20 protein-coding genes are annotated in these 21,840 nt (G+C 63.2%); 12 read left to right on the forward strand and 8 right to left on the reverse strand.

Translation table 11 applies throughout. From position 1 onward, the window contains the following. Positions 1 to 9 precede the first annotated feature (9 nt). On the reverse strand, positions 10 to 369 hold the full coding sequence (locus H7F53_RS03485; RefSeq protein ID WP_185678078.1) for a helix-turn-helix domain-containing protein: 360 nt from the start codon (positions 367 to 369) through the stop codon (positions 10 to 12). A 390-nt stretch (positions 370 to 759) separates the two neighbouring features. Between H7F53_RS03485 and H7F53_RS03490 the strand changes: the two genes are divergently transcribed. Together H7F53_RS03490 and H7F53_RS03495 are read left to right on the forward strand one after the other, a co-directional pair. After that, positions 760 to 2,748: a ParB/RepB/Spo0J family partition protein gene (locus H7F53_RS03490; protein ID WP_185678079.1), complete on the forward strand. Its 1,989-nt coding sequence runs from the start codon at positions 760 to 762 to the stop codon at positions 2,746 to 2,748. 169 nt (positions 2,749 to 2,917) lie between these two features. Next, positions 2,918 to 3,859 carry an ArdC family protein gene (locus H7F53_RS03495; RefSeq protein ID WP_185678080.1) on the forward strand — a complete coding sequence of 314 codons (942 nt, stop codon included), beginning with the start codon at positions 2,918 to 2,920 and terminating at the stop codon, positions 3,857 to 3,859. A gap of 208 nt (positions 3,860 to 4,067) precedes the next feature. On the opposite strand, the gene H7F53_RS03500 is transcribed toward H7F53_RS03495, so the two are convergent. Then, complete coding sequence (locus H7F53_RS03500) at positions 4,068 to 5,378, reverse strand: hypothetical protein (RefSeq protein ID WP_185678081.1); 1,311 nt, start codon at positions 5,376 to 5,378, stop codon at positions 4,068 to 4,070. A 589-nt stretch (positions 5,379 to 5,967) separates the two neighbouring features. Between H7F53_RS03500 and H7F53_RS03505 the strand changes: the two genes are divergently transcribed. Together H7F53_RS03505 and H7F53_RS03510 are read left to right on the forward strand one after the other, a co-directional pair. Next, complete coding sequence (locus tag H7F53_RS03505) at positions 5,968 to 6,921, forward strand: DUF2493 domain-containing protein (protein WP_185678082.1); 954 nt, start codon at positions 5,968 to 5,970, stop codon at positions 6,919 to 6,921. Positions 6,922 to 7,816: 895 nt separating this feature from the next. After that, positions 7,817 to 8,206 (forward strand): single-stranded DNA-binding protein, encoded by a 390-nt coding sequence (locus tag H7F53_RS03510; RefSeq protein ID WP_185678083.1) that lies wholly within the window; start codon positions 7,817 to 7,819, stop codon positions 8,204 to 8,206. A 116-nt stretch (positions 8,207 to 8,322) separates the two neighbouring features. Here the strand turns inward: H7F53_RS03510 and H7F53_RS03515 are convergent, their stop codons facing one another. After that, a complete protein-coding gene (locus H7F53_RS03515) occupies positions 8,323 to 8,553 on the reverse strand; it encodes a DUF6437 family protein (RefSeq protein ID WP_185678084.1) in 231 nt (76 codons plus the stop codon). A gap of 324 nt (positions 8,554 to 8,877) precedes the next feature. On the opposite strand from H7F53_RS03515, the gene H7F53_RS03520 reads away from it, so the two are divergent. The 5 genes from H7F53_RS03520 (at position 8,878) to H7F53_RS03540 (ending at position 15,629) form a co-directional block, all read left to right on the forward strand. Continuing rightward, a complete protein-coding gene (locus H7F53_RS03520; protein WP_185678085.1) occupies positions 8,878 to 9,114 on the forward strand; it encodes a hypothetical protein in 237 nt (78 codons plus the stop codon). A 481-nt stretch (positions 9,115 to 9,595) separates the two neighbouring features. Beyond that, entirely contained in the window at positions 9,596 to 9,925 is a 330-nt protein-coding gene (locus H7F53_RS03525; protein WP_185678086.1) for a hypothetical protein, read from the forward strand. Beyond that, the gene (locus H7F53_RS03530) at positions 9,915 to 12,350 is read left to right on the forward strand and encodes a type IV secretion system DNA-binding domain-containing protein (RefSeq protein ID WP_185678087.1); all 2,436 of its coding nucleotides are present in this window, start codon (positions 9,915 to 9,917) and stop codon (positions 12,348 to 12,350) included. Before H7F53_RS03525 ends, H7F53_RS03530 begins: the two co-directional genes overlap by 11 nt. Positions 12,351 to 12,391: 41 nt before the next feature. Next, on the forward strand, positions 12,392 to 15,319 hold the full coding sequence (gene mobF / locus H7F53_RS03535) for a MobF family relaxase (RefSeq protein WP_185678088.1): 2,928 nt from the start codon (positions 12,392 to 12,394) through the stop codon (positions 15,317 to 15,319). 70 nt (positions 15,320 to 15,389) lie between these two features. Beyond that, complete coding sequence (locus H7F53_RS03540) at positions 15,390 to 15,629, forward strand: hypothetical protein (RefSeq protein WP_185678089.1); 240 nt, start codon at positions 15,390 to 15,392, stop codon at positions 15,627 to 15,629. Positions 15,630 to 15,671: 42 nt separating this feature from the next. Here the strand turns inward: H7F53_RS03540 and H7F53_RS03545 are convergent, their stop codons facing one another. The 3 genes from H7F53_RS03545 to H7F53_RS03555 are packed head-to-tail and all read right to left on the reverse strand — an operon-like array spanning position 15,672 to position 17,057. Next, complete coding sequence (locus tag H7F53_RS03545; protein WP_343061883.1) at positions 15,672 to 15,980, reverse strand: DUF5818 domain-containing protein; 309 nt, start codon at positions 15,978 to 15,980, stop codon at positions 15,672 to 15,674. Then, the gene (locus tag H7F53_RS03550) at positions 15,971 to 16,402 is read right to left on the reverse strand and encodes a hypothetical protein (protein ID WP_185678090.1); all 432 of its coding nucleotides are present in this window, start codon (positions 16,400 to 16,402) and stop codon (positions 15,971 to 15,973) included. The genes H7F53_RS03545 and H7F53_RS03550 overlap by 10 nt, the downstream gene beginning before the upstream one ends. Positions 16,403 to 16,415: 13 nt before the next feature. Next, positions 16,416 to 17,057, reverse strand: a complete 642-nt coding sequence (locus tag H7F53_RS03555; protein WP_185678091.1) for a S24 family peptidase — start codon at positions 17,055 to 17,057, stop codon at positions 16,416 to 16,418. 394 nt (positions 17,058 to 17,451) lie between these two features. Here H7F53_RS03555 and H7F53_RS03560 point away from each other — a divergent pair, with 394 nt between their 5' ends. After that, positions 17,452 to 18,171, forward strand: coding sequence for a GmrSD restriction endonuclease domain-containing protein (locus H7F53_RS03560; protein WP_221773541.1), 720 nt, complete (start codon positions 17,452 to 17,454; stop codon positions 18,169 to 18,171). A gap of 22 nt (positions 18,172 to 18,193) precedes the next feature. On the opposite strand, the gene H7F53_RS03565 is transcribed toward H7F53_RS03560, so the two are convergent. Next, positions 18,194 to 19,365 (reverse strand): IS3 family transposase gene (locus tag H7F53_RS03565; RefSeq protein ID WP_185678093.1). Its coding sequence is split into 2 segments (ribosomal slippage): positions 18,194 to 19,101 and positions 19,101 to 19,365, totalling 1,173 coding nucleotides; the frame shifts between segments, so codons are not numbered across the junction. A 124-nt stretch (positions 19,366 to 19,489) separates the two neighbouring features. Between H7F53_RS03565 and H7F53_RS03570 the strand changes: the two genes are divergently transcribed. Both H7F53_RS03570 and H7F53_RS03575 read left to right on the forward strand, forming a co-directional pair. After that, entirely contained in the window at positions 19,490 to 19,987 is a 498-nt protein-coding gene (locus H7F53_RS03570) for a hypothetical protein (protein WP_185678094.1), read from the forward strand. Between the two features lie 3 nt (positions 19,988 to 19,990). Further along, positions 19,991 to 20,512, forward strand: coding sequence for a HEPN domain-containing protein (locus H7F53_RS03575; RefSeq protein ID WP_185678095.1), 522 nt, complete (start codon positions 19,991 to 19,993; stop codon positions 20,510 to 20,512). A 17-nt stretch (positions 20,513 to 20,529) separates the two neighbouring features. On the opposite strand, the gene H7F53_RS03580 is transcribed toward H7F53_RS03575, so the two are convergent. Next, entirely contained in the window at positions 20,530 to 21,786 is a 1,257-nt protein-coding gene (locus H7F53_RS03580; RefSeq protein ID WP_246438456.1) for a DNA cytosine methyltransferase, read from the reverse strand. Positions 21,787 to 21,840: the final 54 nt, after the last annotated feature.

The raw sequence follows: 21,840 nt of genomic DNA on the forward strand, positions 1-21,840 counted from the left end.
GGCCGTTATCTAAACGGGCCCGGCGGCCTCATGACCGTGCCCGCTAAGCAGGTCCTCGAGCATCCGGTACCCTGTATCGCTGATCTCGATGAACGTCCGTCGTCCGTCCGTTTCATCGGCGCGCCGACTTGCCAGGCCATTGCTCACCAGGAGCTCGATCCAGCGCAGCCCCGTCGTTGCAGGAACGCAGCCGGCGATACTCAGGCTGGTGATCGAGATGGACTTGCCGCGCCCTCGTGCGATGAAAAGGTCGAGCAGCATATCCCATGCGGGGTCGGTAAAGAGTTGCGCGATGCCCCGGTGCTGGAGCAGCAGATCCCGTCGCCGCCGAAAGCGGTAGATCGCCTCGGCAAGCTCGATGGCATCCATGTCGCAGTCGGGTAGAGGCTTGGACAGCTGGTCCGCCAAAAGCTGGTCCAGACGCCGCACGAGCCCGCGCGCCTCTTTCCTCCAGTCGCTTTTGCCACCTGCTTTGTCGGGAGGATCAGGTGGGTGGCCGCCAGTCACGTAATGGATATCGAGGTGCGGTCACCAGGCCAATCTGGGCGCAAGCGCCCTAACATCTAGCCCGGGGGGGCCAGTGCGTCCCTAGCTCAATCGGCACAAATCCAATCCGGCGGGGTATCCGCGGCAGGACTGGCTTCGTCCGGTAGGGCGGCAACGCGGCGATCGACAGGAGAGGGGAGGGGGCTTTGCCCTGGGTGAGCTGGCTGGGCGTCGAAGGTCGATGCACCGGGCTCGCAATCAGGAGTGTGTCCCATGATCAAGTCGATCCCGCTCAACAAGCTTGTGCAGTCGCCCCGCAATGTCCGCCGCCACGGCGATCCTGCAGCCGATGCGGAACTCAAGGCGAGCATTGCCGCCCACGGCCTTCTGCAGAACCTCATCGTGCGGCCCGCTACCAAGGGCAAGTTCGAGGTCGAGGCGGGTGAGCGCCGCCGCCGGGCCATGCTCGCCCTCGCGGATGACAAGGTCCTGCCGCGTGACCACGAGGTCATGTGCCTTGTCCTCGAAGATGCGACGGAAGAAACGGCCGGAACGAGCCTGGCCGAGAATTTCCACCGTCTCGCGATGAATCCCGCTGACGAGGCGCAGGCATTCGCTGCGCTGATCCAAACCGGTGCGTCCGCAGAAGAGGTCGCGCGCCGCTTTGGCCTCACCGTCCGGTTCGTGGAGGGGCGCCTGCGGCTCGCGAACCTTGCCCCCGTCGTGTTCGAGGCTCTCGCCGCTGGCGAGATCACCCTCGACCTCGCCAAGGCTTTTGGCGCGACCTCCGATCAGGAGATCCAGGCGCGGGTCTTCGAGCAGATCAACGCCCCCTACTACGCGCCGAATGCTGACAGCGTCCGGCGCATGGTGCTCTCGGGCACGGTGCGCGGCAGCGATCCGAGGGCCCGTCTGGTCGGCCGCGACGCATACATCGCGGCCGGGGGCAGGATCGAGCGCGAACTGTTCGATGACGAGGATAGCGAGGCATGGTCTGATGTGGCGCTGCTCGAGACCCTCGCCATGGCCAGGATGGAAGGGCACGCGCGGTCCCTGGCCGCCGAGCAGGGACTGGCCTGGGTCAAGCCGACGCTCGATCCCTATACCAGCCACGAACTTATCGAAGGTCTGGTTCGTCTGCCGGCACAGCCGGCGCCTCTCACCGACGCTGAACTTGCGCGGCTTAGCGAACTCGATGCTTCCTATGATGAACATGCCGCCATTCTCGAAGACGAGGATAGCGCCGATGAAGCGGTCGCCGCCGCCGAGGCGGCGATCGAGGCAATCGAGCGCGAATGTCAGGACATTCGTGCCCGGCCGCCCGTCCTTGCCCCGGAGCTCAAGGCCGAGGCTGGCATGGTCCTCGTGCTGTCGCGTGACGGAACGCCGGTTCTTCAGCCGGTGTTCTACGGCGCCGCCGCGGCCGAGGACCCGGACGATGAGGGCGCGATCGAGGTCGTTCCGGCCCCGGCTGGTGAGAACCGCCGGCGCTGCGCGCTCTCCAAGCGCCTCGTCGACGAGCTCGCCATGCAGCGGCGGGATGTCCTGGCCGTGCATCTTGCGTCCGATCCGGCGCTCGCCCTCGACCTCATTGTGTTCTCGCTTGCCGACGCCGATCATCATGATTGGCGGGCACGAGCCTCCACCACGATCAGGGGCCCAGTCCCGTCGGGGCCGATCATCGGCTTCGAGGCTCCGGACGCCCCCGCCAGCACCGCTCTGGCTGAGCTCAGGTCGGCCCTCGATGAAACTTGGCGCAAGGGTGAAGACGCATCCGCTCGCTTCGACCTCTACCGCAGCCTTCCCGAGGACCGCCGGGCCGCATGGCTCGGCTTTGTGGTCGCCCGTTCGCTCGAGGCGAGCCTCAACATGGCCGGTGAACGCCGCCTGCCGTTTCAGGATCACCTGGGCGGCCTGATCGGCATCGACATGGCGAAGTGGTGGCGCCCGACTGCGGCAAACTACTTCGACCGGGTCTCCAAGCAGACGATCCTCGACGCCCTGACTGACATCGGCGGGCTCGAACTCTCCTCGCGCTTTGCCCCGGTGAAGAAGGCGGACCTCGCGATGAGCGCGGAGCGCGTCTTTGCGGGGACCTACATCACCGAGGCCGAGGTGCGTGAGAAGGCGCTGGCCTGGGTTCCCGAGGTGATGCGCTTCCCGCCTCTGGCGCCAGAGAGCACTGCAGAGGCGCTGGTCGATCAAGAGGAGCAAGTCGCCGGAAATTCCGAAAGTCAGCCCCCCCGCGAACTGGCCGCCTGACCTCCTCCTGACAGGTTAGGCCGTTCGCACCCTCGCGAAGCGGTCCTCCGGCTCATCCCGGGGGGCCGCTTCGCCTTTGTAAGGAGAGGAAAGGGGGCCTGGAACTCTGCGGCACCGACCGGCGGCAAGGATGCCGGCCGAACTTCGTGCCGTGTTCAGGAGATCCGTCATGACGAACCGCAAGAAGTATAGCAGCACGCCCTCGCCAGCGGCCCGTATCACCCAGGAAATCATCGCCCGGCTCGAGGCCGGCACCAAGCCGTGGATCAAGCCATGGCGCGGCATTCCAGTCTCCCGGCCGCTGCGGGCCTGCGGCATTCCCTATCGGGGCATGAACGTGTTCTGGCTCTGGATGGTGGCCGACATGTGCGGCTACGTCTCGCCGTTCTGGATGACCTACAACCAGGCCAAGGCGTTCGGCGGGCAGGTCCGCAAGGGCGAGACGTCCACCATCGCCATCTTCTACAAGAGCTACACCCGTGAGGTGGAAGTCCCCGAGTCCGGCGAGCGGACCGATGAAGCACGCCGGGTGCTCAAAGCCTACTCGGTGTTCAATGCCGACCAGGTCGAGGGACTGCCTGAGCGTTTCCACCCCGCGGCATCACTCGGACTGGTCGAGCCTGAAGGGCGGGCGGTCGAACTCGACGCCTTCTTCGCCGCCATCCCCGTCCATCTGCGGCACCAGGGTGATGAGGCCTACTATGAGCCCACCCCGGACCGGGTGACCATGCCCCCCCCAACCCTGTTCGCCGGGTTTGATCACTACTACGCGACCCTGGCGCACGAGCTCTCGCACTGGACCGGGCATGCAAGCCGCCTGGGGCGCGATCTCAAGCACCGTTTCGGGACCGAGGCCTATGCCGCCGAGGAGCTGATCGCGGAACTGTCCAGTGCCATGCTGGGGGCCGAGCTCGGCCTTCCCGTGACACATCTCGACAGCCACGCGAGCTACATCGACCACTGGCTGAAGCTCTTGAAAGACGACGAGCGCGCTATTCTGACGGCCGCGGCGAAGGCCGAGGAGGCCTCGGCGCTCATCCTGCAACTGGGCGGGCGCAGCCTTGCAAGCGATCCTAATCATGCGTCCGCTGCCGACTCGCTGGCGGCTTGAGCGCAATCGGCGGTTCACTGCACCAAAATGCTGCTTTCGATGCAGCATTTAAGCGACAGAGGACTGCTCTCAGGTCCGTTTGATGGGGCCGAAGCCACAGACAACACGAGCCTCTGTCGAGGTCTGGCTCTTGCTGCGGCCCGCCAAGTCATAGAAACCTAGGCTGGGGCGGAAGCGCCAATTGCAGGTACTTAGCCGGCGTTTGCCATTAGCTCGGGTCGGGCAAGTCGTCAGGCACACCGGCGCCTTTCCCCCGCGTACCCAGTAACTTGGAAGCTGTATCTCGAAGCGCTGGTACGGCCTTACTAGCTGCCTCGAACGCGGGACTCTGCATCAATTCAGCCAACGGGCCTCCATGTGAGTGAGGCTCGATCAAGCGAAGCGGTGCTTCTTCTAAACGCTCAACAGCTGAGGAGAAGAGTCTGCCTTGCAAATTTGTACCTGATTCTTGCCCAGCTAGCTGCTGAGCTTCTGCTCGGTAGCCTTCGTATGCCTTTGCTACAGTCGCTTTGAACGCATAATCTTCTGCCATGCGGAACCGTTGACCGATCTGTTTCGTCGCAAGCCAGGCGAACCAGACAGGGCCGCCAATTCCCAATACAGCTAGGGCAGCTTCGATCCAGAGTCGGTCAGTAGATATGTTCTTGTCGCGCAATAATACAGCCATTTCGCTGAACCGAATGTGAGATAGCCAAGCAGCTGCCGTTAAATCGACAGCTAGAGCTAATATCCAGAAAAACAGCGTTCGATTCAGTGTTGCAGCCTTTTGAGTAAAAGCTGCCGCTAAACCCTGAGTTGTAGCGGCGCGATATGCCTCGTTCAGCTTAGTTAGCACTGCGGCTGCTTCGGCTTTTCCGCGGTTCATCTCTGTAAGGGCAGCGATGCTTGCGGTGTTTCGGCGCCCAATCGCCTCTTCTGTCTCAGTGGCTTGCTTGTAGAGCGTTTCCAGTGCCTGCTGTTTCTCGGCGAGATCCTGCAGGGATGTCGGGAGTTCTTCGGCGGCCTCGCGGGCCCCTTTTACAAACTCAAGGTCGCTAGATATCTGTGCCGCGCGAGGCTCAACGTTTTTCAACGACGCCTCAACCGCACGAAGGCGCTTCAGAAGTTCTGGCGGCAAGAGCTTCTGTGTCTCCGGTGCCTTCCAGTCCAAAGAAACTTGGGCAGGCGGTGGGGGCGGGAGGGCGCTGCTTATTGCCTCGCAGAAATCCTTCACGACTGACACAGCCATGTAAGCGTTGCCGCCAGGCATTTGTGGCAATGTATTGACGCGGATCCACCCTGCCCGCGTGGGCGCCGTGCGCAGTGCTTGGAGAGCCTCAGCAGACAGCGATTTCTCGCTTATTCCTCTTAGGCGCAGTGCAAGTTGTTGTGGAACTCTCGCTAGGTCACTCTTGGTGATAGCTGGCAGGTTCCAGCCGCCCCAGATCTCGGAGAACGGCCGGTCATCCGGAACGGCAGCAAGAATCGCTGACCCAAGCTGATCTAATGCGTCCGCTGCCTCTGAGATTTCACTTGTCACCAGCCCCCTCCGATGGGCAACGGCTCAAGAACCTGAGCCTGTAATCCGAATAAGCTATCGAACGGATTTCTGGTTGCTAGTCACAGCGCGCAAGTTTTCCCCCGTAGCGCAGTGCACGAGCTGATTACTGTTTGTGGCCGGCATGACTCAGGTCTGCACACGCAGCAGCGCGGAGTGGTACCCATAGCCTTGCACTTGATGTGTAAGCCCCCCTCGGGCTGGGATCGGGACTCCCAGTTATGTCGCTCTGCGCTCCCCGACCGAGCACTACACTCCCTTGGAATCCAACCTTGATCACGGGGCTCTACCAGCTTGAACCGTGGCCTGTTGCCCCTCGGCCCATCTGCCGCCGTCTGGACTGGCGCCAGGCGAGAGAGGCCCTGGTCCGGCCGCCCGCCTTGCGCAACCCGGCCCAGTTGGGCCCGTGTTGGCCTCCGCCCTGCGGGCGTGAGGCCGGCCCGCGCCAGCCCACCCTGGCGGGTTCCCCCTGACGGGTGCGCAAGGCGGCCTGGGTGCCGGACCCGACGGGCTCTCGCTGGCGCAGCCCCGAACGGCTGCATCGGCGTCACGTCAGTCAGGAGGACACCCCATGCACAGCTCTTTCGCGGACCAACTCGCCGGCCTTGACCTCGCCAGTTTCTCGGTCGGACCTGCACCTGTATCGACCAGCGATTTCCCGGTCCGGGACGCGGTTGTCCAGACCGTCGAAGCAGTCTGGTCCGATCTCTTCGCCATGGTCACAGGCACCGCATTGGAGGCCGATGCCGAGGATCTCGGCTGGGCGCTCGTCAACATCTTCCACCGCGCCGCAACCCGCAAGGGTTCTGCACTCGACCAGGCGACCGACGAGGTCCGCGCCCTGATCGCTACGGCCGACGGCTCGGAGGTGCATGCCTATGACCTCGAGACACAGGTCGAGCGCGCACAGTGCGCCGAGCAGGCGATGCTTGCCTTCGAGGAAATGCGCGAGGTCGCAGCGAGCCTCTACCTCAACGAGTTCGGGTCATCCTGGCGGCCTGTCTCCAGCTCGCGCTTCAATCACGGTGCCATGCTGACCTCTGCGCTCGTCGAAGGGCGCGACTTCCTGCGTGCCCGGGCCGAGGCCAAGCGCAAGGCCGCACTCCCCGAGGGATCCCCCGTGGTCTTCGCTGGCGGGCGTACCCGGCACGCGAGTGAAGCCGATGCGCTGACCTTTGCCGAGAATGTCTGGGCTACCCTCGACAAGGTCCGTGACCGGGTCCCTGACATGGTGCTCATCCATGGCGGCGACACCAAGGGCGCCGATCGCCTCGCCGCAAGCTGGGCCGAGCGTCGGTCCATTCCTCAGGTCACGTTCTCGCTCGATCTTAGGCTGGGCGCCCGAGCTGGCTTCAAGCGCAATGAGCGCATGCTGTCGGTTGATCCGCGCTACGTCGTCGCCTTCCCGGGGAACGGCGTCCTCGAACGCCTGGTGATCGAAGCGAAGGCCCGCAGGATCACCGTGGTGGATCGCCGCGGGCCGCTCGGCACCAACCCGAAGAACGTCGCAGCACATACAGGCTGAAGGCCCACAGGATCATGCGCCGGCGTCTTACGGCGCTGGCGCTCGCCTCACAACGAGCTTAACCCGAACCAGCGTTAGGACAGCCCACGCAGCGCGGCTTTGCCTTGCTAGCGGAAGGTCCTTTAAAGCGATGCGTTGAACCATGCGCTGTATATGCGAGCGTTGTGTAAGCCGCTATCGGGAGCCCGGAGCCATGGCGGGCGTCCCACGACCTTCGTCCGTCATGGCTCCACCATGCGCTTCAACCGGCCGGTCCTGAGCGTCTTGCCAGGCGCGGTTTCCCAATCCTGCGCCATTCCCCGTGCGGCCTGCGACCAGCCGGTTCACACCACATCGGTCGAGAAGATCTGAACGGTGCGGGGCCATGTTGATGGTCCACGATAGGCGAACTCTGACCCTCGATGGTCCCAAGTCTCCCAGTGCAATCCGGCATGCTTTGCCGACCTCGTGCACCGGCAGATGTTCGTCTGCCCGTCCTGGCGGTGAAGCGCCGCGCTTCGGCCATGCCAGCCCATGCGGCCATCATGGCGTAACCTCATGCGTGTTTGAGCGATCGGGCGGGAAGCTCATCTCATCGGCGCATGCAGACGGGAAAACAGGGCAGGGCAGTCCTCCCTGAAGCATCCGGCTCCTCCCGGCTCCGATGCAAACCGGTCCCTGAATCACCCCCGTCAAGACGCGCAACCCGCACCAGGTCCGGCCGAGTTGCCGGGCACGTTCCTGCGCATCGCCGGTGCCGAAAACCGGTTCCCACTTTTCGGCGCGATGCGGGGTGCCCGGCTGCCCGCACCACCCGGACCCGGTGGGGTTCCCCTTCGGTGCGCTTCGCCGCGGGGCGCTTCTGCTCGGGTTTGCAGCCGGGATGGACCCGGAATGCTCGATCAGGAGAAGACCCATGACCAACCTCGTTATCCTCGTCGGCCGCATCGCTCGCGACCCCGAAACCCGCACCACCACCGGTGGGACCAGCATCACCTCGATTTCGGTCGTCACCGACCGGCCCGCACGCAAGGATGGCAAGACCTACAAGGACGAGAACGGCTACACTGCCAAAGACAGCGAGTTCCACCGGGTGACCTGCTTCAACGGGCTCGGAGCGAATGTCGCCAGGTACTGCAGCAAGGGCCAGCTCGTAACGGTCGAGGGGCGCCTCCACTACACCCAATGGGAGGATCAGACCGGCACCAAGCGCTACGGCTGCGAGATCATCGCCGACAAGGTCGATTTCCTCACCAAGGGCCGCTCGGGCAGCAACGAAGACGCCCCGGACATCGACGAGGAGTAAGACCTCCCCTGGCCGCAACAAGGCCCCGGTGGCTCACGCCGCCGGGGCTTTTTCTGTGCTCAAGGGGCGATGCGGCGGCGCAGGGCATCGAGCCCCTTGCCGTCGCCACCGGTGGCTTAAGCGGGGCCAATGCGCTTCAGCGTTTCCTCAATCCCGAGCGCCATCGCTGCGCGGACGATGCGCACCAGATGCGCCGGCTCGATCGTCTCGCCGCCGCACTCGACGAGGAGCTTGCCCAAGTCAGTCGCGGCCTCTTGCCTGAGGCGCGCCTCCTCGGTTTCGAGCTGGGCGCGCTGTTCACGCAGTTTCCTCAGCGCCTCGCGCGCTGTCGGTTTGGACCTGGCCATGGGGTATCCTTTGTGCTGGCCGTGGGTCCCCTCCGCGCGGAAATCTCGCAGGGCGGGCCCGTGTAGGAAAATGGTTTGTGCGGCAGGCTTCAGCGCTTTGCCGCAGACGTTGTAAGAGGTCTCTCTCGCAGAAAGTCCAAGCGTGATGCCGGCTTTGGGGCTGCGTCAAGGACGACGGGGCCCCACCATTTTTGCGGGGCAAGCCCCGAAAAAATCGTGACCCCCATCGCCGCTTCGCGGCCGCTTCGCGGTCCCTGACCCAGCCCGTCGCCACCATCCTGAGCAGCTCCTGATGCGACGCATCGAACATCAGGAGGAACGACCATGCCCGCTGCGCTGAACATTGCTCCCATGGGTCTCAAGGCAGATCAGGCAGCCTTCGTGGCAGCCCTGGACCAGGCCCATGCCCGGTCCTTTCACAGCTACTACACGCAGTACATCCTGGCCGACGAGGAGGGCGGGTACATCGCGGTCGACGAAGGGGACTACGGCGCCCTGCCGCAGGCCATGCTGGACCGGGTGATCGACACGGTGCCAGGCCGGCTCGACGATGAATTCTGAGCCAACCGCCAAGGAGGAAGTCCATCAGGGCTTCCTCCTTTTCTCGTGCTCGGCGCCCGGGGGCTAACGGGCTCTATCGGATCGCCAGTTCGGTCTTGCGGAGCGGTCTCGCCTCGGGTGCTCGGCGAGGCGCTGAAGCCCGCGGCAAGGGACGGCAACACGCTCCGACCGTGACAGGTTGCGATACGGGGTCCTGGCCGCGCAGGAGGGGACAGGGGGGCACACCCTACGCGACGGGTCGCAGGTGTTCGGGCTTGATAAATCGCTGATTTGCCGCGGTTTCGTTACCTGCTGCCCGAATGGCAACTTCTCCGTCAGAAATGACTTGAGGCGTGGGAGTGACGGCGTTGTGACCTCACAGGGCGGCACAACTGAGGAAATCCGCGGCATTGCATGTTCTTGACATGTTCCAACAAGTGACGTAGCTTCGACCTTGCCTTTCGCAGTGTGAACCGGGCTCCTCAACACAAGGAGTCCGTGCATGACACGGCCAATCTGTCTCCAGGTCTACATCTCCAGCGAGCTCAGCGCGCTGGTTCGCCAGGCCGCCCAGGCCCAGGGCGTCAGCATGAGCGAGTGGGTCCGCGCGCTCGTCGTCAGGGCCTGTGACGGCGATGATCCCGCCGTCCGGATCGAGGCCACGATCGAGCGCATTGCCCGCCGCTCGGTCTTCCTGATGGTCGGCATCGATGCCCTGCTCGCCGGTCATCCGGACCACGCCCTGCGCGGTCGCGCGCACCAGGCCTATGCGCGCAAGTGCAAGGAGCTAGGCCTGTCGTCTGCCGGCGAGGGAGGCTCCGATGAGGCGTAATCTCGTCAACTTCACCCGCGGCAGCCAGCTTCTCGGCCACTTCAGCTTCATGTTCGCCGCAGGCCTCAAGGGGCCGCTGATCGTCGCCATCCTGGTGATTTCCTGGACCTCGTGGTGGACCCTGTCGCGGGGGCTCAGCGATCACGAAACCTATCTCGTCTGGATTCGGATCTACGGCTCGATCTACCGCTACATGGAGTTCGATCCGGCCAAGCAGATCGCGCTCCAGACCGCCTACGGCGGGACCATCCAGTTCCCCGTTGCGCGGCTCGACCACTATACCCCGGTGGTCCAGGCCTGGACCAAGCTGACGAACCTCCTCGGCTCCGCGCTGTGGCGCTCCGCGCTCCTGCTCGTCCCGGCCTTTGCCGTGTTCTACTGGTTCGCCGAGCGGTTCGGCGGCCGCTCGAAGGAACGTCAGCACGAGCGCGGCGCGCTGCTCGTCACGCTCCCCGAACTGGTCGAGGAACTGACCGCGCACAACCGCCGCGAGCGCAAGCGCGAGCTCGTCTCCGCGATGGGCTGGAAGTGGCGCCTCAGCCTGCCGAGCGAGATCGCCAAGGTCTTCCCCTACCAGCCCTCGCACCTCGCGAGGGTGACCTATCCCTGGCGGCTCGAGCAGAGCCACGCCATGCTGATCGGGACCACCGGCATGGGCAAGACCGTGGCCATTTCCGACATGATCGCCGAGGCGCGGGCCAAGGGGCAGCGCTGCGTCGTCTTCGATCTCACCGGCGCCTTCATCGAGCACTTCCACACCGCCCACTGCGACGTCATCCTCAATCCCCTGGACGCTCGCTGCCCCCAGTGGAGCCTCTTCGATGAATGCCGCTCGGAGGGCGAGTTCTGGGCCGCGGCCGATGCCCTGGTACCGCATGACGGAGGCGGAGAGGCGCAGTTCTGGGTCATCGCGGCGCGTGCGCTTTTCGTCGAGTTCTGCCTCAAGCTGGTCAGCGAAGGGCGAGGCACCAACGAGGCGCTCGCCCGCGAGCTGATGACCGCGGACCTCACCCGTGTCCACGCCATGATGCGCGGGACGATCGCCGATCCACTGACCGCGCCGGAAGCTGCACGCATGGCGGAATCGATCCGTGCGGTGTTCAACGTCAATGCCAAGGCGCTGAAACTCCTGCCCACCTCTGGACCGCGTTTCTCGGTCCGCGAGTGGATCGAGGCAGGCAGCGGGACTGCCACTGAAACGGGGCAGGGCCGGGGCTCGATCCTGTTCATCTCCGCACGGTATGTCGACATGAGCGTCTGCGCCCAGCTCCTCACGCTCTGGCTCGACACGGCGATGAACACGCTGATGACCATGCCCCGCACCCGCGATCTCAAGTGCTGGTTCTTCGTCGACGAGCTGGGCGCGCTGCACCGCCTGCCGGCCCTCGAAAAGGGGCTGCAGACCGCCCGCAACTTCGGCGGTGCGATCGTCCTCGGGCTCCACGCCTATGCCAAGCTCAAGGAGGTCTACGGCGAGAACATGGCGATGACGCTCGCCTCGCTCGCCCGCACCAAGCTGATCCTAGGTACCGCCGACCGGGAGACCGCGACCTGGTGCTCGGACTTCATTGGTCACCGCCAGGTGCGCGACATGGAGGAGGGCTATACCTACGGCTACAACAACGCCCGTGACGCGGTGAGCCTGACACCGAGGAAGCACATTGAGCCGCTGCTGCTGCCCGACCAGCTGATGAACCTTCCACGGCTCTCGGGGTACATCAAGTTCCCCGACGGCTTTCCTGCCGCGCCGGTGAGACTGATCCCTGTCGACCGGCCGCGCCGCGCCGAGACCTTCATTGCGCGGGTTAATGAGCCGGTCCTGCCGGCTCCGTCCGAACCCTTGGATACGGTGGCCGAAGCAGCGGGCCAAGCGGCGGCTTCTGCCAGCGAGCACCCTTCGGCAAACGACGACGGGGCAGGCAAGCCCGTGGTCCCCAAGCAGGGCGAGCTGGCGCTCGATGAGGCCGGGAAGGCAGAGGTCGAGCGACCGCATGGCACCTCCGGCAAGGGGCGCCGCAAGGCGGCGGAACCGGGAAAGACCAGCCCTCCGGAGCGTCAGGACAGTCTGCCTGCGAACGCCTCCCAGCGGCCTGCGGCAGCACGGTTGAGCGCGCCCGCCGAGGGGCAGCCGGATGCTCCCATGGCAGCCACTTCGCAGAGCGCTGACGCGCTCGGCCGGACGTTGCTGCCTGCAGGGCTGCCAACTGGCGAGAAGGCAGAGGCGGGTGGGGGACAGAACGGCATGGCGGCGCAGAACGCTGAGTCCGGTTCCCCTGACGCGCTGCCGCGCCCAGAGCAGCAAGGCCGCGATCAGCCCGCAGCGCCGGTCGGTGCCGAGGCGCGCAAGCTGATGCTCGAGGACGGCCTTCCCGGAGAGCACGAGGCGCCGTTCACCGGGCCAGAAGTCGGCGACTTCGAGATGTAGCCGCAGGGGCGGCGTGATCTCGCGCAGCCAGGAGACGAGCGATGCTTTCGGTAGCCAATGTCCGCACCGCTGGCGGCGCGGCCAACTACTTCGCCGCCGACAACTACTACACCCGGGCCGATGCCGATCGGTCCGGGGAGTGGCTGGGCAAGGGGGCAGCCGCGCTGGGGCTCACCGGGACAGTCGAGACCCGCGCGTTCGAGGCGCTGCTCAAGGGTTTCCTGCCCGATGGCAGCCAGGTCGGCAGCGAAGGGCGGCCCCACCGGGCCGGCACGGACCTCACGTTCTCCCTGCCCAAAAGCTGGTCGGTTCTGGCGCTCGTGGGCGGCGACAAGCGGATCCTCGAGGCCTACGCGGGCGCGGTGCGCGAGACGTTGCGCTGGGCGGAAAAGAACCTCGCCGAGACCCGCATGGAGATCCGCGGGCGGGAGCGCGTGGTTGCCACCGGTAACCTCGCCGTGGCGCTCTTCCAGCACGACACCAACCGCAACCAGGAGCCCAATGCCCACATCCATGCGGTGGTCGCCAATGTCACCCAGGGTCCCGACGGCAAGTGGCGGGCCCTGCGCAACGACAAGCTGTGGGAGAGCAACACCCTCCTCAACGCCATGACCATGGCGCGTTTCAGGCTGGAGGTGGAGAAGCTCGGTTACGAGGTCGGCGAGTTCGGCAAGCACGGCAATTTCGAGGCCGTCGGCGTGCCGAAGGAGGTCCGCGAGGCGTTCAGCTCCCGGCGTGCGGAGATCCTCGAAGCTGCTGCGCAGATGGACTACTCGGGCCCGACTATCCTCGACAAGGCAACGCTCGTAACGCGCGCGGACAAGGCGCGGGTCGAAGACCGTGACGCGCTGACCCGGCAGTGGCAGGAGACCTCGGCCAAGCTCGGGTTTGATCCGGCCGCGGTCATCGCCAGGGCCAATGCGCGGGCCGCGCAGGACATCGGAAGAGTGGCCGGGATCAAGGCATCGGTGAGCGCATTGGCGCGGCAGGGTCGGGCCCTTGCCGAGGCCTTTGCCGAGCGACTTGGCCTGCGCGAGGGTGATCCGCTGATCCCCTCACGGCTTGGCCACCGCGGCCCCGAGGAGGTTGCCGCGATCCATGCCGTCGCCTCGGCCGTGCGCCACCTCGCTGAGCGCGAGGCGGCGTTCACCCGCACCGACGTCTACCGGACAGCGCTCGGTTTCGGGCTGCCGACCTCGCTGGCCCAGATCGAACGCCGCGTCGATCAGCTGCTGCGTCAGGGCCATCTGGAACAGGGCAAGGGCGCCGACCGCGAACTTCTGACGACCCGCGATGCGATCGGGCTCGAGCAGTGCATTCTCGGTGAAGTGGATGGTGGCCGCGGCCTCGCTCCGGCGATCGTTCCGGCCGCGCTCGCCGGCGAACGGCTGCAGGCGCTGTCGCAGCTCAAGTACGGCCTGACCCTCAACGCCGGACAGGAAGGGGCGGGGCGGCTGCTCCTCGCCTCCTATAACCGGATCGTCGCCATCCAGGGGGTCGCCGGGGCAGGCAAGAGCACGGTCCTCAAGCCTGTCGCCGATATCCTGAGGGAGGAGGGACGCGCGGTGCTGGGGCTCGCGGTGCAGAACACGCTGGTCCAGATGCTCGAGCGCGATACGGGCATTCCGTCGATGACGGTGGCCCGCTTCCTGCGCCAGCACCGCGACCTGCTCGACGGCACCGATCCGGGCCGTCTCGCCGAGGCCCGTGCCGGAATGCGCGGCACCGTCGTGCTGCTCGACGAGGCCTCGATGGTCGGCAATGCCGACAAGGAAAAGCTCGTGCGCCTCGCCAATCTCCTCGAGCTCGGCCGTTTTGCCAGCATCGGCGACCGCAAGCAGCTGGGTGCGGTCGATGCGGGCAAACCCTTCGATATCATGCAGCAGGCGGGCGTCGAGACGGCGGTCATGGACACCAACTTGAGGGCCCGGGACAAGGCACTCAGGGCGGCCCAACAGGCCGCCCAGGAGGGGCGGATCGAGGAGGCCATGGCCCACCTTGGATCCCAGGTCATCGAGGCCGGGAACGATGCCGCGGTCGCGGCAGCTGCGGCCTGGCTCGCCCTCGCGCCGGCTGAGCGCGTGGCAACCGCGATCTATGCCTCAGGCCGCAATCTGCGCAGCGCCGTCAACGAGGCGGTGCAGACCGGGCTCAGGGCCAATGGTGAACTGGGGCCCGAGACCATGCGGCTGAGCACATTATCGCGGGTCAACGTGACCCGCGAGGAGCTGCGCTATGCGAGCACCTATACGCCCGGCATGGTGGTCGAAGTAACGCGGCGTCAGCGCAGGCAAGGACTTGCCGAGGGCGAGTACCGCGTGGTCTCGGTCGACGTCGCACAGGGCCGCGTCATGCTGGCGAGCAGCCGGGGCAAGGCCGTGGAGTTCCGGCCGGGGAGGCTCCGACCGCAGGGCGAGCAGGACGCGCTGCGGCTCTTCGAGCAGCGCGAGCTCGACGTCTACACCCATGACCGCATCCGCTGGACGACGACCGACCATAGCCGCGGTCTGCTCAATGCCGACCAGGCCGAGATCCTTGGCATAGACACGGCAGGCATGGTCATCAGGACCGCGCTCGGCACCGAGCACCGGCTCGAGCGCGACGACCCCATGCTGCTCCGGCTTGATCTTGCCTATGCCCTCAATGCCCACATGGCGCAGGGCTTGACCTCCGACCGCGGCATTGCGGTGATGGACAGCCGCGAGCGCAACCTCGCGAACCAGCAGACCTTCCTGGTGACGGTCACCCGGCTGCGCGACGGGCTGACGCTCTATGTGGACAATGCCGGGCGGCTCGAGACCGCTGTGGAGCGCAATCCGGGCATGAAGCGCTCGGCGCTCCAGACCGTCGACCGTCTGCGCGAGGCAGCGGCCGAAGGCCGGGCGAAGGGAGCGGTGCCAGGCGTCAGCGAGCGCAAGCCGCCAGAGCTCGACCGCTCCATGACCCGTCCGTTCGAGATCGGGATCTAGCCACGCGTTTTCCGCCCACATTGCCATGCGGCCGGTTGACGCCTTGTTCCATATTTGTTCTCGTAAGTGTATGACGCGAATCGACGATGACATCCTGCTCACGCACCTCGAAGTCGCCTTGGCGGTGGCGCCCGAGCGCACGCTTGTTCGGCTCAACGCCGACGATCCCCGGGCACAGCGCCGCGCCCGGATGGATCTGGCTCGACACCTCGTCGAGCGCATGCGCGGCTTCCTGATCGAGAGCGAAGGTTATGCGGCCGCTGGCGGGCAACCCTGTCTGTTTCCTGGCGACCTGTCCCCGATGGGGTGAAGCTTTGGGCAGGACTCCCGCGCTGAAGCGTCAGCCGCTCGATCAGCGAAAAGAGGAGACGACACCCCAGAGGCTTGCCGCAATGCCGATAACGGCAAGAGCGCCAGCGATCGGCAGGTCCCATCGGATGCGGCTTCGGCGCGGGCGCGGTGTGCCCGCGAGCCAGACCTGGTCGCAGCTGAGACCATTGAAGCCTGCGCGCCACCCGGTGACCTCGACCTCGTGTCCGATCAAGCGCCGGATGCGGCGCGTGCCCTCGAGCTCCCAATGTCCCCCGTCGCAGGCGAGGACGAGGCCGCTCGGGCCTTCCATCAGCCGGCCCTGCAGATGAAGCTCGCGGCCTACCGGCACGCGGCGCCTTTCCAGTAGCGGTCCCAGCGCAGCACCGTGCCGGTCTTGATCATGGCGCACGACAGATCCGCACCCGACGGAAAGCGGCACCACGCTGCTGTGCGCGTCCCGCCGGCCGAGCCTTCGGAGCGGCAGGTCAGGCGCGGCCCGTTCACCGTGACGTGCCCGGTCGCAAGCGTGCCGCGCGCCCCGCCGAGGAGTTTCACCAGCGCATCGCGTGCCTCGGTGGCGGAGGCGGCGGGGCAGGGCTGGTTGGAGCGGCAGGTGCCGTCCATTTCGCGGGCAGCGATGCCCGCGATCCGAAGGTGTGGGCCTTCGGCACACCAGACCGGGCCATCACCATCCCAGACCCGTGTGGGCGTGCATATGAAAGTCTCGCCCCAAGGGACGATGGCAGCGGCAGCGGCGAGGAGCGTCAGCATCGGCCGTGCCCGCTCACAGCGCCCGGCCGAACCACAGCACCCGGCCGACGATGTTGATCGTCCGCTTCTCGAGCCCGCGCCAGCTCGGGTAGGCGGGATTGTCGCTCAGCACTGAGACCCGTTTGCCCTGGGGCTCGATCGCAATCCGCTTGACGCTCAGCATATCGTCCATCCGCAGGACGTAAATTCCGTCGCGCAGTCGCGATTGGCCGTCGCCGAGATCGACCATGACCTCGTCGCCGTTGTGCAGCGTGGGCTCCATCGAGTCGCCGTGGACGGCGATGATCGACAGGCTCGCAGCCTTGCTGGTGGTGAGACGGCGCAGCCACTTCTCGTCGAAACCGAATTGCGCGGACTTGGCTTCCATTTCCGCAAGCGCCCCGTGACCCGCCGACGCCTCGATCGCGAGAACCGGGACCTGGACCAGTTCGACGACCGGTCCGCTGCGGTGGGGCGGAGCGCCCAGGATGCGCTCGTCGACGCCGAAAAACCGTGCGAGCAGATTCCGGTCGCTCTCGTCGAGGTACTTCGGGCTGCCCTTGCGGATGTACTGCTGGATGTAGGTCACGTTGCGGCCGAGCATCCGCGAGATCGAGGAGTAGTTCGCGCCCCGCTGCAGGATCAGCTCATCGAGGGTTTTGCGTGGATCATCCATGATCGCCAATCCTATCGCGCACGCCTAGGAAAATCGATCCTAGACTCTAGGAGGTCTTCCTAGTAAGAACAGAACAGGAACGCAAGCGCAAAGCGAGGTTGGGCTATGGAGCTTCTGGAGCAGATCGAGCAATACTTGGCACAGACCCGGACCTCGCCCAGCACCTTCGGTCGGCGTGTCGTCGGCGATCCCCGTTTCGTGAAGGATCTGCGCGATGGGCGTCGGCCGCGGCGGAAGATGGAAGAGCGGGTTAAGCGGTTTCTGCAAGCGAGGGTGTGAGCGCACGAAGTGACGGGGAACGCGTGCAGTAAGCGGCATGATCCGTGCGGGCACGGCGCACTTGCATGTACCGCAGGTCTGTCGGAAGAGACGCGAACAAACCGGAGGGAACCCTGTGACCATCAACGACGAAGCACTGCAACAACAGGCAGAGCTAGAAACTGCGGCAGAGAACCAAGAGGAGGTCGCCGCTTCCAGCTGGTTTGAGGACGACGGAGCAGGTGAGGTTGAGACTGGAACTGTTGATTATGATGTAACGTCGTCACCAAATGACTTCAATGTACGAACCATCGTAGATTTTGTGGCGTCCGGTGCAGTGAAAATTCCCGGATTTCAGAGAAACTATGTGTGGGACATCAGAAGAGCGAGTCGCCTGATAGAATCTTTGTTAATAGGCTTGCCTATACCTCAAGTATTTTTGTACGAAGAAAGTAGGAATTCTTTCCTTGTCATTGATGGACAGCAAAGGCTAATGTCCATTTTTTACTTTATGAAGGGGCGGTTTCCTCGCCGTGAAAAGCGGCCAGCGCTTCGCCGCATTATGGATGCTGAAGGTGGCATTCCAGAAAATATTATGGCGGATGATTCCTATTTCCAGAAATTCAACCTTTCACTTCCTTCTAAGCAAGGTAGTGCAAATTCGAAGTTCCACGGAAAAAATGCTCTGACCCTAGATGATTACAAGACCACTCTTGAGATGAGAACTATCCGTAACGTCGTAGTCAAGCAAACTGCTCCTGAGGAACAAAGAGATAGCTCAGTCTTCGAAATATTCAATAGGCTAAATACGGGCGGTGTGAGGTGGTTCCGCCTTCTTGGACAGTTTGGCGGCTGAGTTAAGCTAATCCCGGTTGTCGTTATGCCGCCTGTTTGATCATCGGATCATGGGGGGCATGCCCCCCATGATCCGATTGTCCGATCCGCCGATAGGCTTCGAGTGGGGTTCTCCCGGCGAGGCCCGAGTGCGGACGCTGGTTGTTGTAGTAGGTGATCCACCGGCCAAGGCCAGTTCGCAGCTCCGATCCGGTCTCGAAGGCGTGGAGATAGACGCACTCGTACTTCAGGGATCGCCAGAGGCGTTCGATGAAGACATTGTCCATCCACCGGCCCCGGCCATCCATGCTGATGCGGACCTCGGCCTCGCGCAGCACGCTGGTGAAGGCGTACGACGTAAACTGGCTGCCTTGATCGGTGTTGAAGATCTCGGGCTTGCCGAACCGAGCCAGCGCCTCCTCCAGCGCTGCAACGCAGAAGCCGGCGTCCATGGTGTTCGACAGTCGCCAGGCCAGGACCTTGCGGGTCGCCCAGTCCATGATCGCTACCAGGTAGAGGAACCCCCGACGCATGGGGATGTAGGTCACATCGGCGCACCACACGTGATTGGGCCGCTCGATCGTCAGCTTGCGCAAAAGATACGGATAGACCCGATGCTGCGGGTGTGGATCGCTCGTGCGGGGTCGCTGGTAGATCGGTGTCAGCCCCATCTTCGCCATGAGCCGCCGCACCCGACGACGGCCAACATCCCGGCCATTGCGGCGGAGATGCCGCGCCATCTGGCGGCTGCCATACCATGGGCATTCCATGAACACCTCGTCGATCACCGTCATCAGCGCCAGCGTCTCGTCCGTTTCCGGCACCGGGGCATAGTAAAACGATGAGCGGCTGATCCGCAGCAGGCGGCACTGCGCCGAGATCGACAGGCGGTGGTGAGCAGGTTCGACCATCGCCCGCCTCCGGTCCACGCTCATCGACCGAAGGCTTTCGCTAAAAAATCCCGCTCCACCACCAGCTGTCCGATCTTGGCGTGCAGTTTTTCCACCTCGCTCTCGCTGGCAGCCCTGGCAACATCGCCCGCCCCAGAAAAGGTGCCTGCCATCCCATCAATGGCTTGCCGCTTCCAGGACGCAATCATCGTGTGGTGCACGCCATGCTTGGCTGCCAGCTCCGCCAGCGTCAGGTCACCCCGGATCGCCTCCAGCGCCACCTTGGCCTTGAAATCGGCGCTGTAGCGCTTTCTCGTCGTCTTCATTCCCGTACCAATCCATCAGGTCGGGATTAGCTTAGCATCCTGTCCAGAAAACCGGCACCACCTCAGTGTTAATCTGCGTCCTCAAGAAATAAGGTCAAGTCTTTATCATTCAGAATTCACGGATATGTTGCACCGAGTAAATATCAATCAGAAATGGCGTTCGCTTATCGGATTGGCTGAACCAGATTTACATGAAAAAGATCTAGAGATTCTTCTTAGGGTAATTGGACTTACGATTGATGGAACTTCTTATAAAGAACCAATGGCAAACTTTTTGAATGTGTTTGCTCGAAAGGCAAGGAGCATTTCTAAGGAAAAGATACAATTGGCGGAGCGGCTTTTCGGTGCCTTCTTCAAGGCGGCAGAAACGTTGACCGCTGCTGATTTTGCCACGCCCGGCTCGGGCCGCTTTAATATTGCGGTCTTCGAAGCAGTATTCAGAGCGCTATGCTCTAGCGCTTGCGAGAATGACAATCTTGATGTTCGTGCCATTGATGGCAGCATGCTTGCCGCTTTGAAAGCGGACGAAAAATTCGTCGCAGCAACGCAGTTCGGGGTCGGTCGGACAAGCTTCGTGCAACAAAGATTCGAGCGCGCTCAAGCAGTATTTGGGCTGGCTTGAGCTATGGCCGATTCTGCCTCTGTCGAAGCATACTACGGCCGACACATCGAGCTTTACCAGTACCTTATGGCACGGCAGGAGGTCTCATTTGCTGCGGACTTTTCGGAAACTTTTACGCGCGGTCTCGTGCTGGCCATAGCGAGCTATTTTGAGCACGAGATCACTGAGATATTGACAGACCTTCCTCGCAGAAGGGCAGCCGGCGACCCCATCCTCACGTCTATGATCATGAGGCAAGTGGTGTCTCGAAAATACCACACGTACTTTGACTGGGACAAATTGAAGCCAGGACCGTTTTGGGCTCTACTAGGCGAGGACTTTAAAACGAAAGCCACGCAAGATCTCAAAGATAATGAAGAATTCGATGAAGCGGTCCGAGCCTTTTTAGAGCTAGGTCAGATTAGGAACAGCCTCGTTCACCAAAACTACGTACAATTTACCGTCAATAAAACACCCGAAGAACTTATCGCTCAATTTCGGACTGCGCTGGGGTTTCCCGCATACTTGAGGAGTGCCCTTTTTTAGTGTTGGGCACGTCCTCTTTAAACTGACTCCAGAACGTTTACCAACGCCGACGCGTGTGTGGCCATGCGCTTCTGATTGTCCTGGCGTGAGGCTGGTGAGGAACAACTTCCGTTGTCTGCGGAATTGAGCAGCGCCATCGCCATCAAGCCCACAGCTCGGCCAAGCAAGGGGGGCACGGCATTGCCAATCTGCTTCAGCATTTGCCATTCAGAAGACCTGAATACAAAGCCATCGTGGAAGCTCTGAAGGCGAGCGGCTTCGCGCACACTGATCCAGCGTTGCTCCGAAGGGTGCACCCATTCCGAGAGATCGCGATGCATTTGCGCAAGGATGGTGTAGCTCGGAAGATCGGGATGTAGCCTGCGCCACTTTTCTGGTCGAGCGCCATTCCAAATTTCCTTAGGCAATGAGTCTGCCTTTGCACCGGGCGCGAGCAATGCAATGAGCTTCTTGCGCTTCTCTTGGATTTCCTTGGTGTGATGATTATGAAGTACGACTTCGTCCTTCGGTCCAAGTCCACGGCGGCGCTTGGCGGCCGTGCCATAAATTTTGCCGCGCTCATCCAAGCGCATCTCTTTAAGGTAAGGAGAAGGCTTGGCCGCTTTCTGGTATGGCATAGTTCGTCCACTTGGGACTACTTCACTGGGAAGGTCACCGATGGCTTCTGCAACGGTCACGGGGCGATCAACCTTCAAGCCTTCTAAAATGTGAAGGGCGAACGCCTTGATGTCGATCGGCATTGCTTCACCATCACGCGTGCCAAAGAAAAATACGCGCTCTCGCGTTTGCGGTACACCGAAATCGGCTGCGCTAACCTTCACGAAGGTGGTGTTTGAGTACCCCATTTTTGCGAAATGCCTAATAATGGCATCTCTGAAGTGCCCCTTGTTCATAAGAAGAATGTTTGGAACGTTCTCCATCAGAAAACAGCGAGGTTTGAGATCATTCACAATACGAGCGTATTGCTGGTAAAGCTCATTGCGGTCATCAAATAGATCACGGGGCCCAATTTGGCTGAACCCTTGGCACGGGGGGCCCCCGAACACCAAATCGACATTATTGAGCTTATACTTGGCTCTGTGGTCCTCGCCGTGACGCGGCAGGAAATCATGAATGTCCCCTTCAAACAGGGGAGTTTTTGGAAAGTTAAACCGATACGTCTCGCATGAGAAGCGGTCCCATTCGACTGCAACCTTCACGTCGAATCCTGCGAGCTCAATTCCTTCGCAGAAACCACCGCAGCCCGAAAACAAAGAAACCGCCGTTAAGCTCAAGATCGCCTCCTCGGACCGGCGTGTTGAGGGGTCTATAAGTCCCAAAAATATGAC

The organism is Novosphingobium piscinae, from assembly GCF_014230355.1.
Taxonomy (GTDB): domain Bacteria; phylum Pseudomonadota; class Alphaproteobacteria; order Sphingomonadales; family Sphingomonadaceae; genus Novosphingobium; species Novosphingobium piscinae.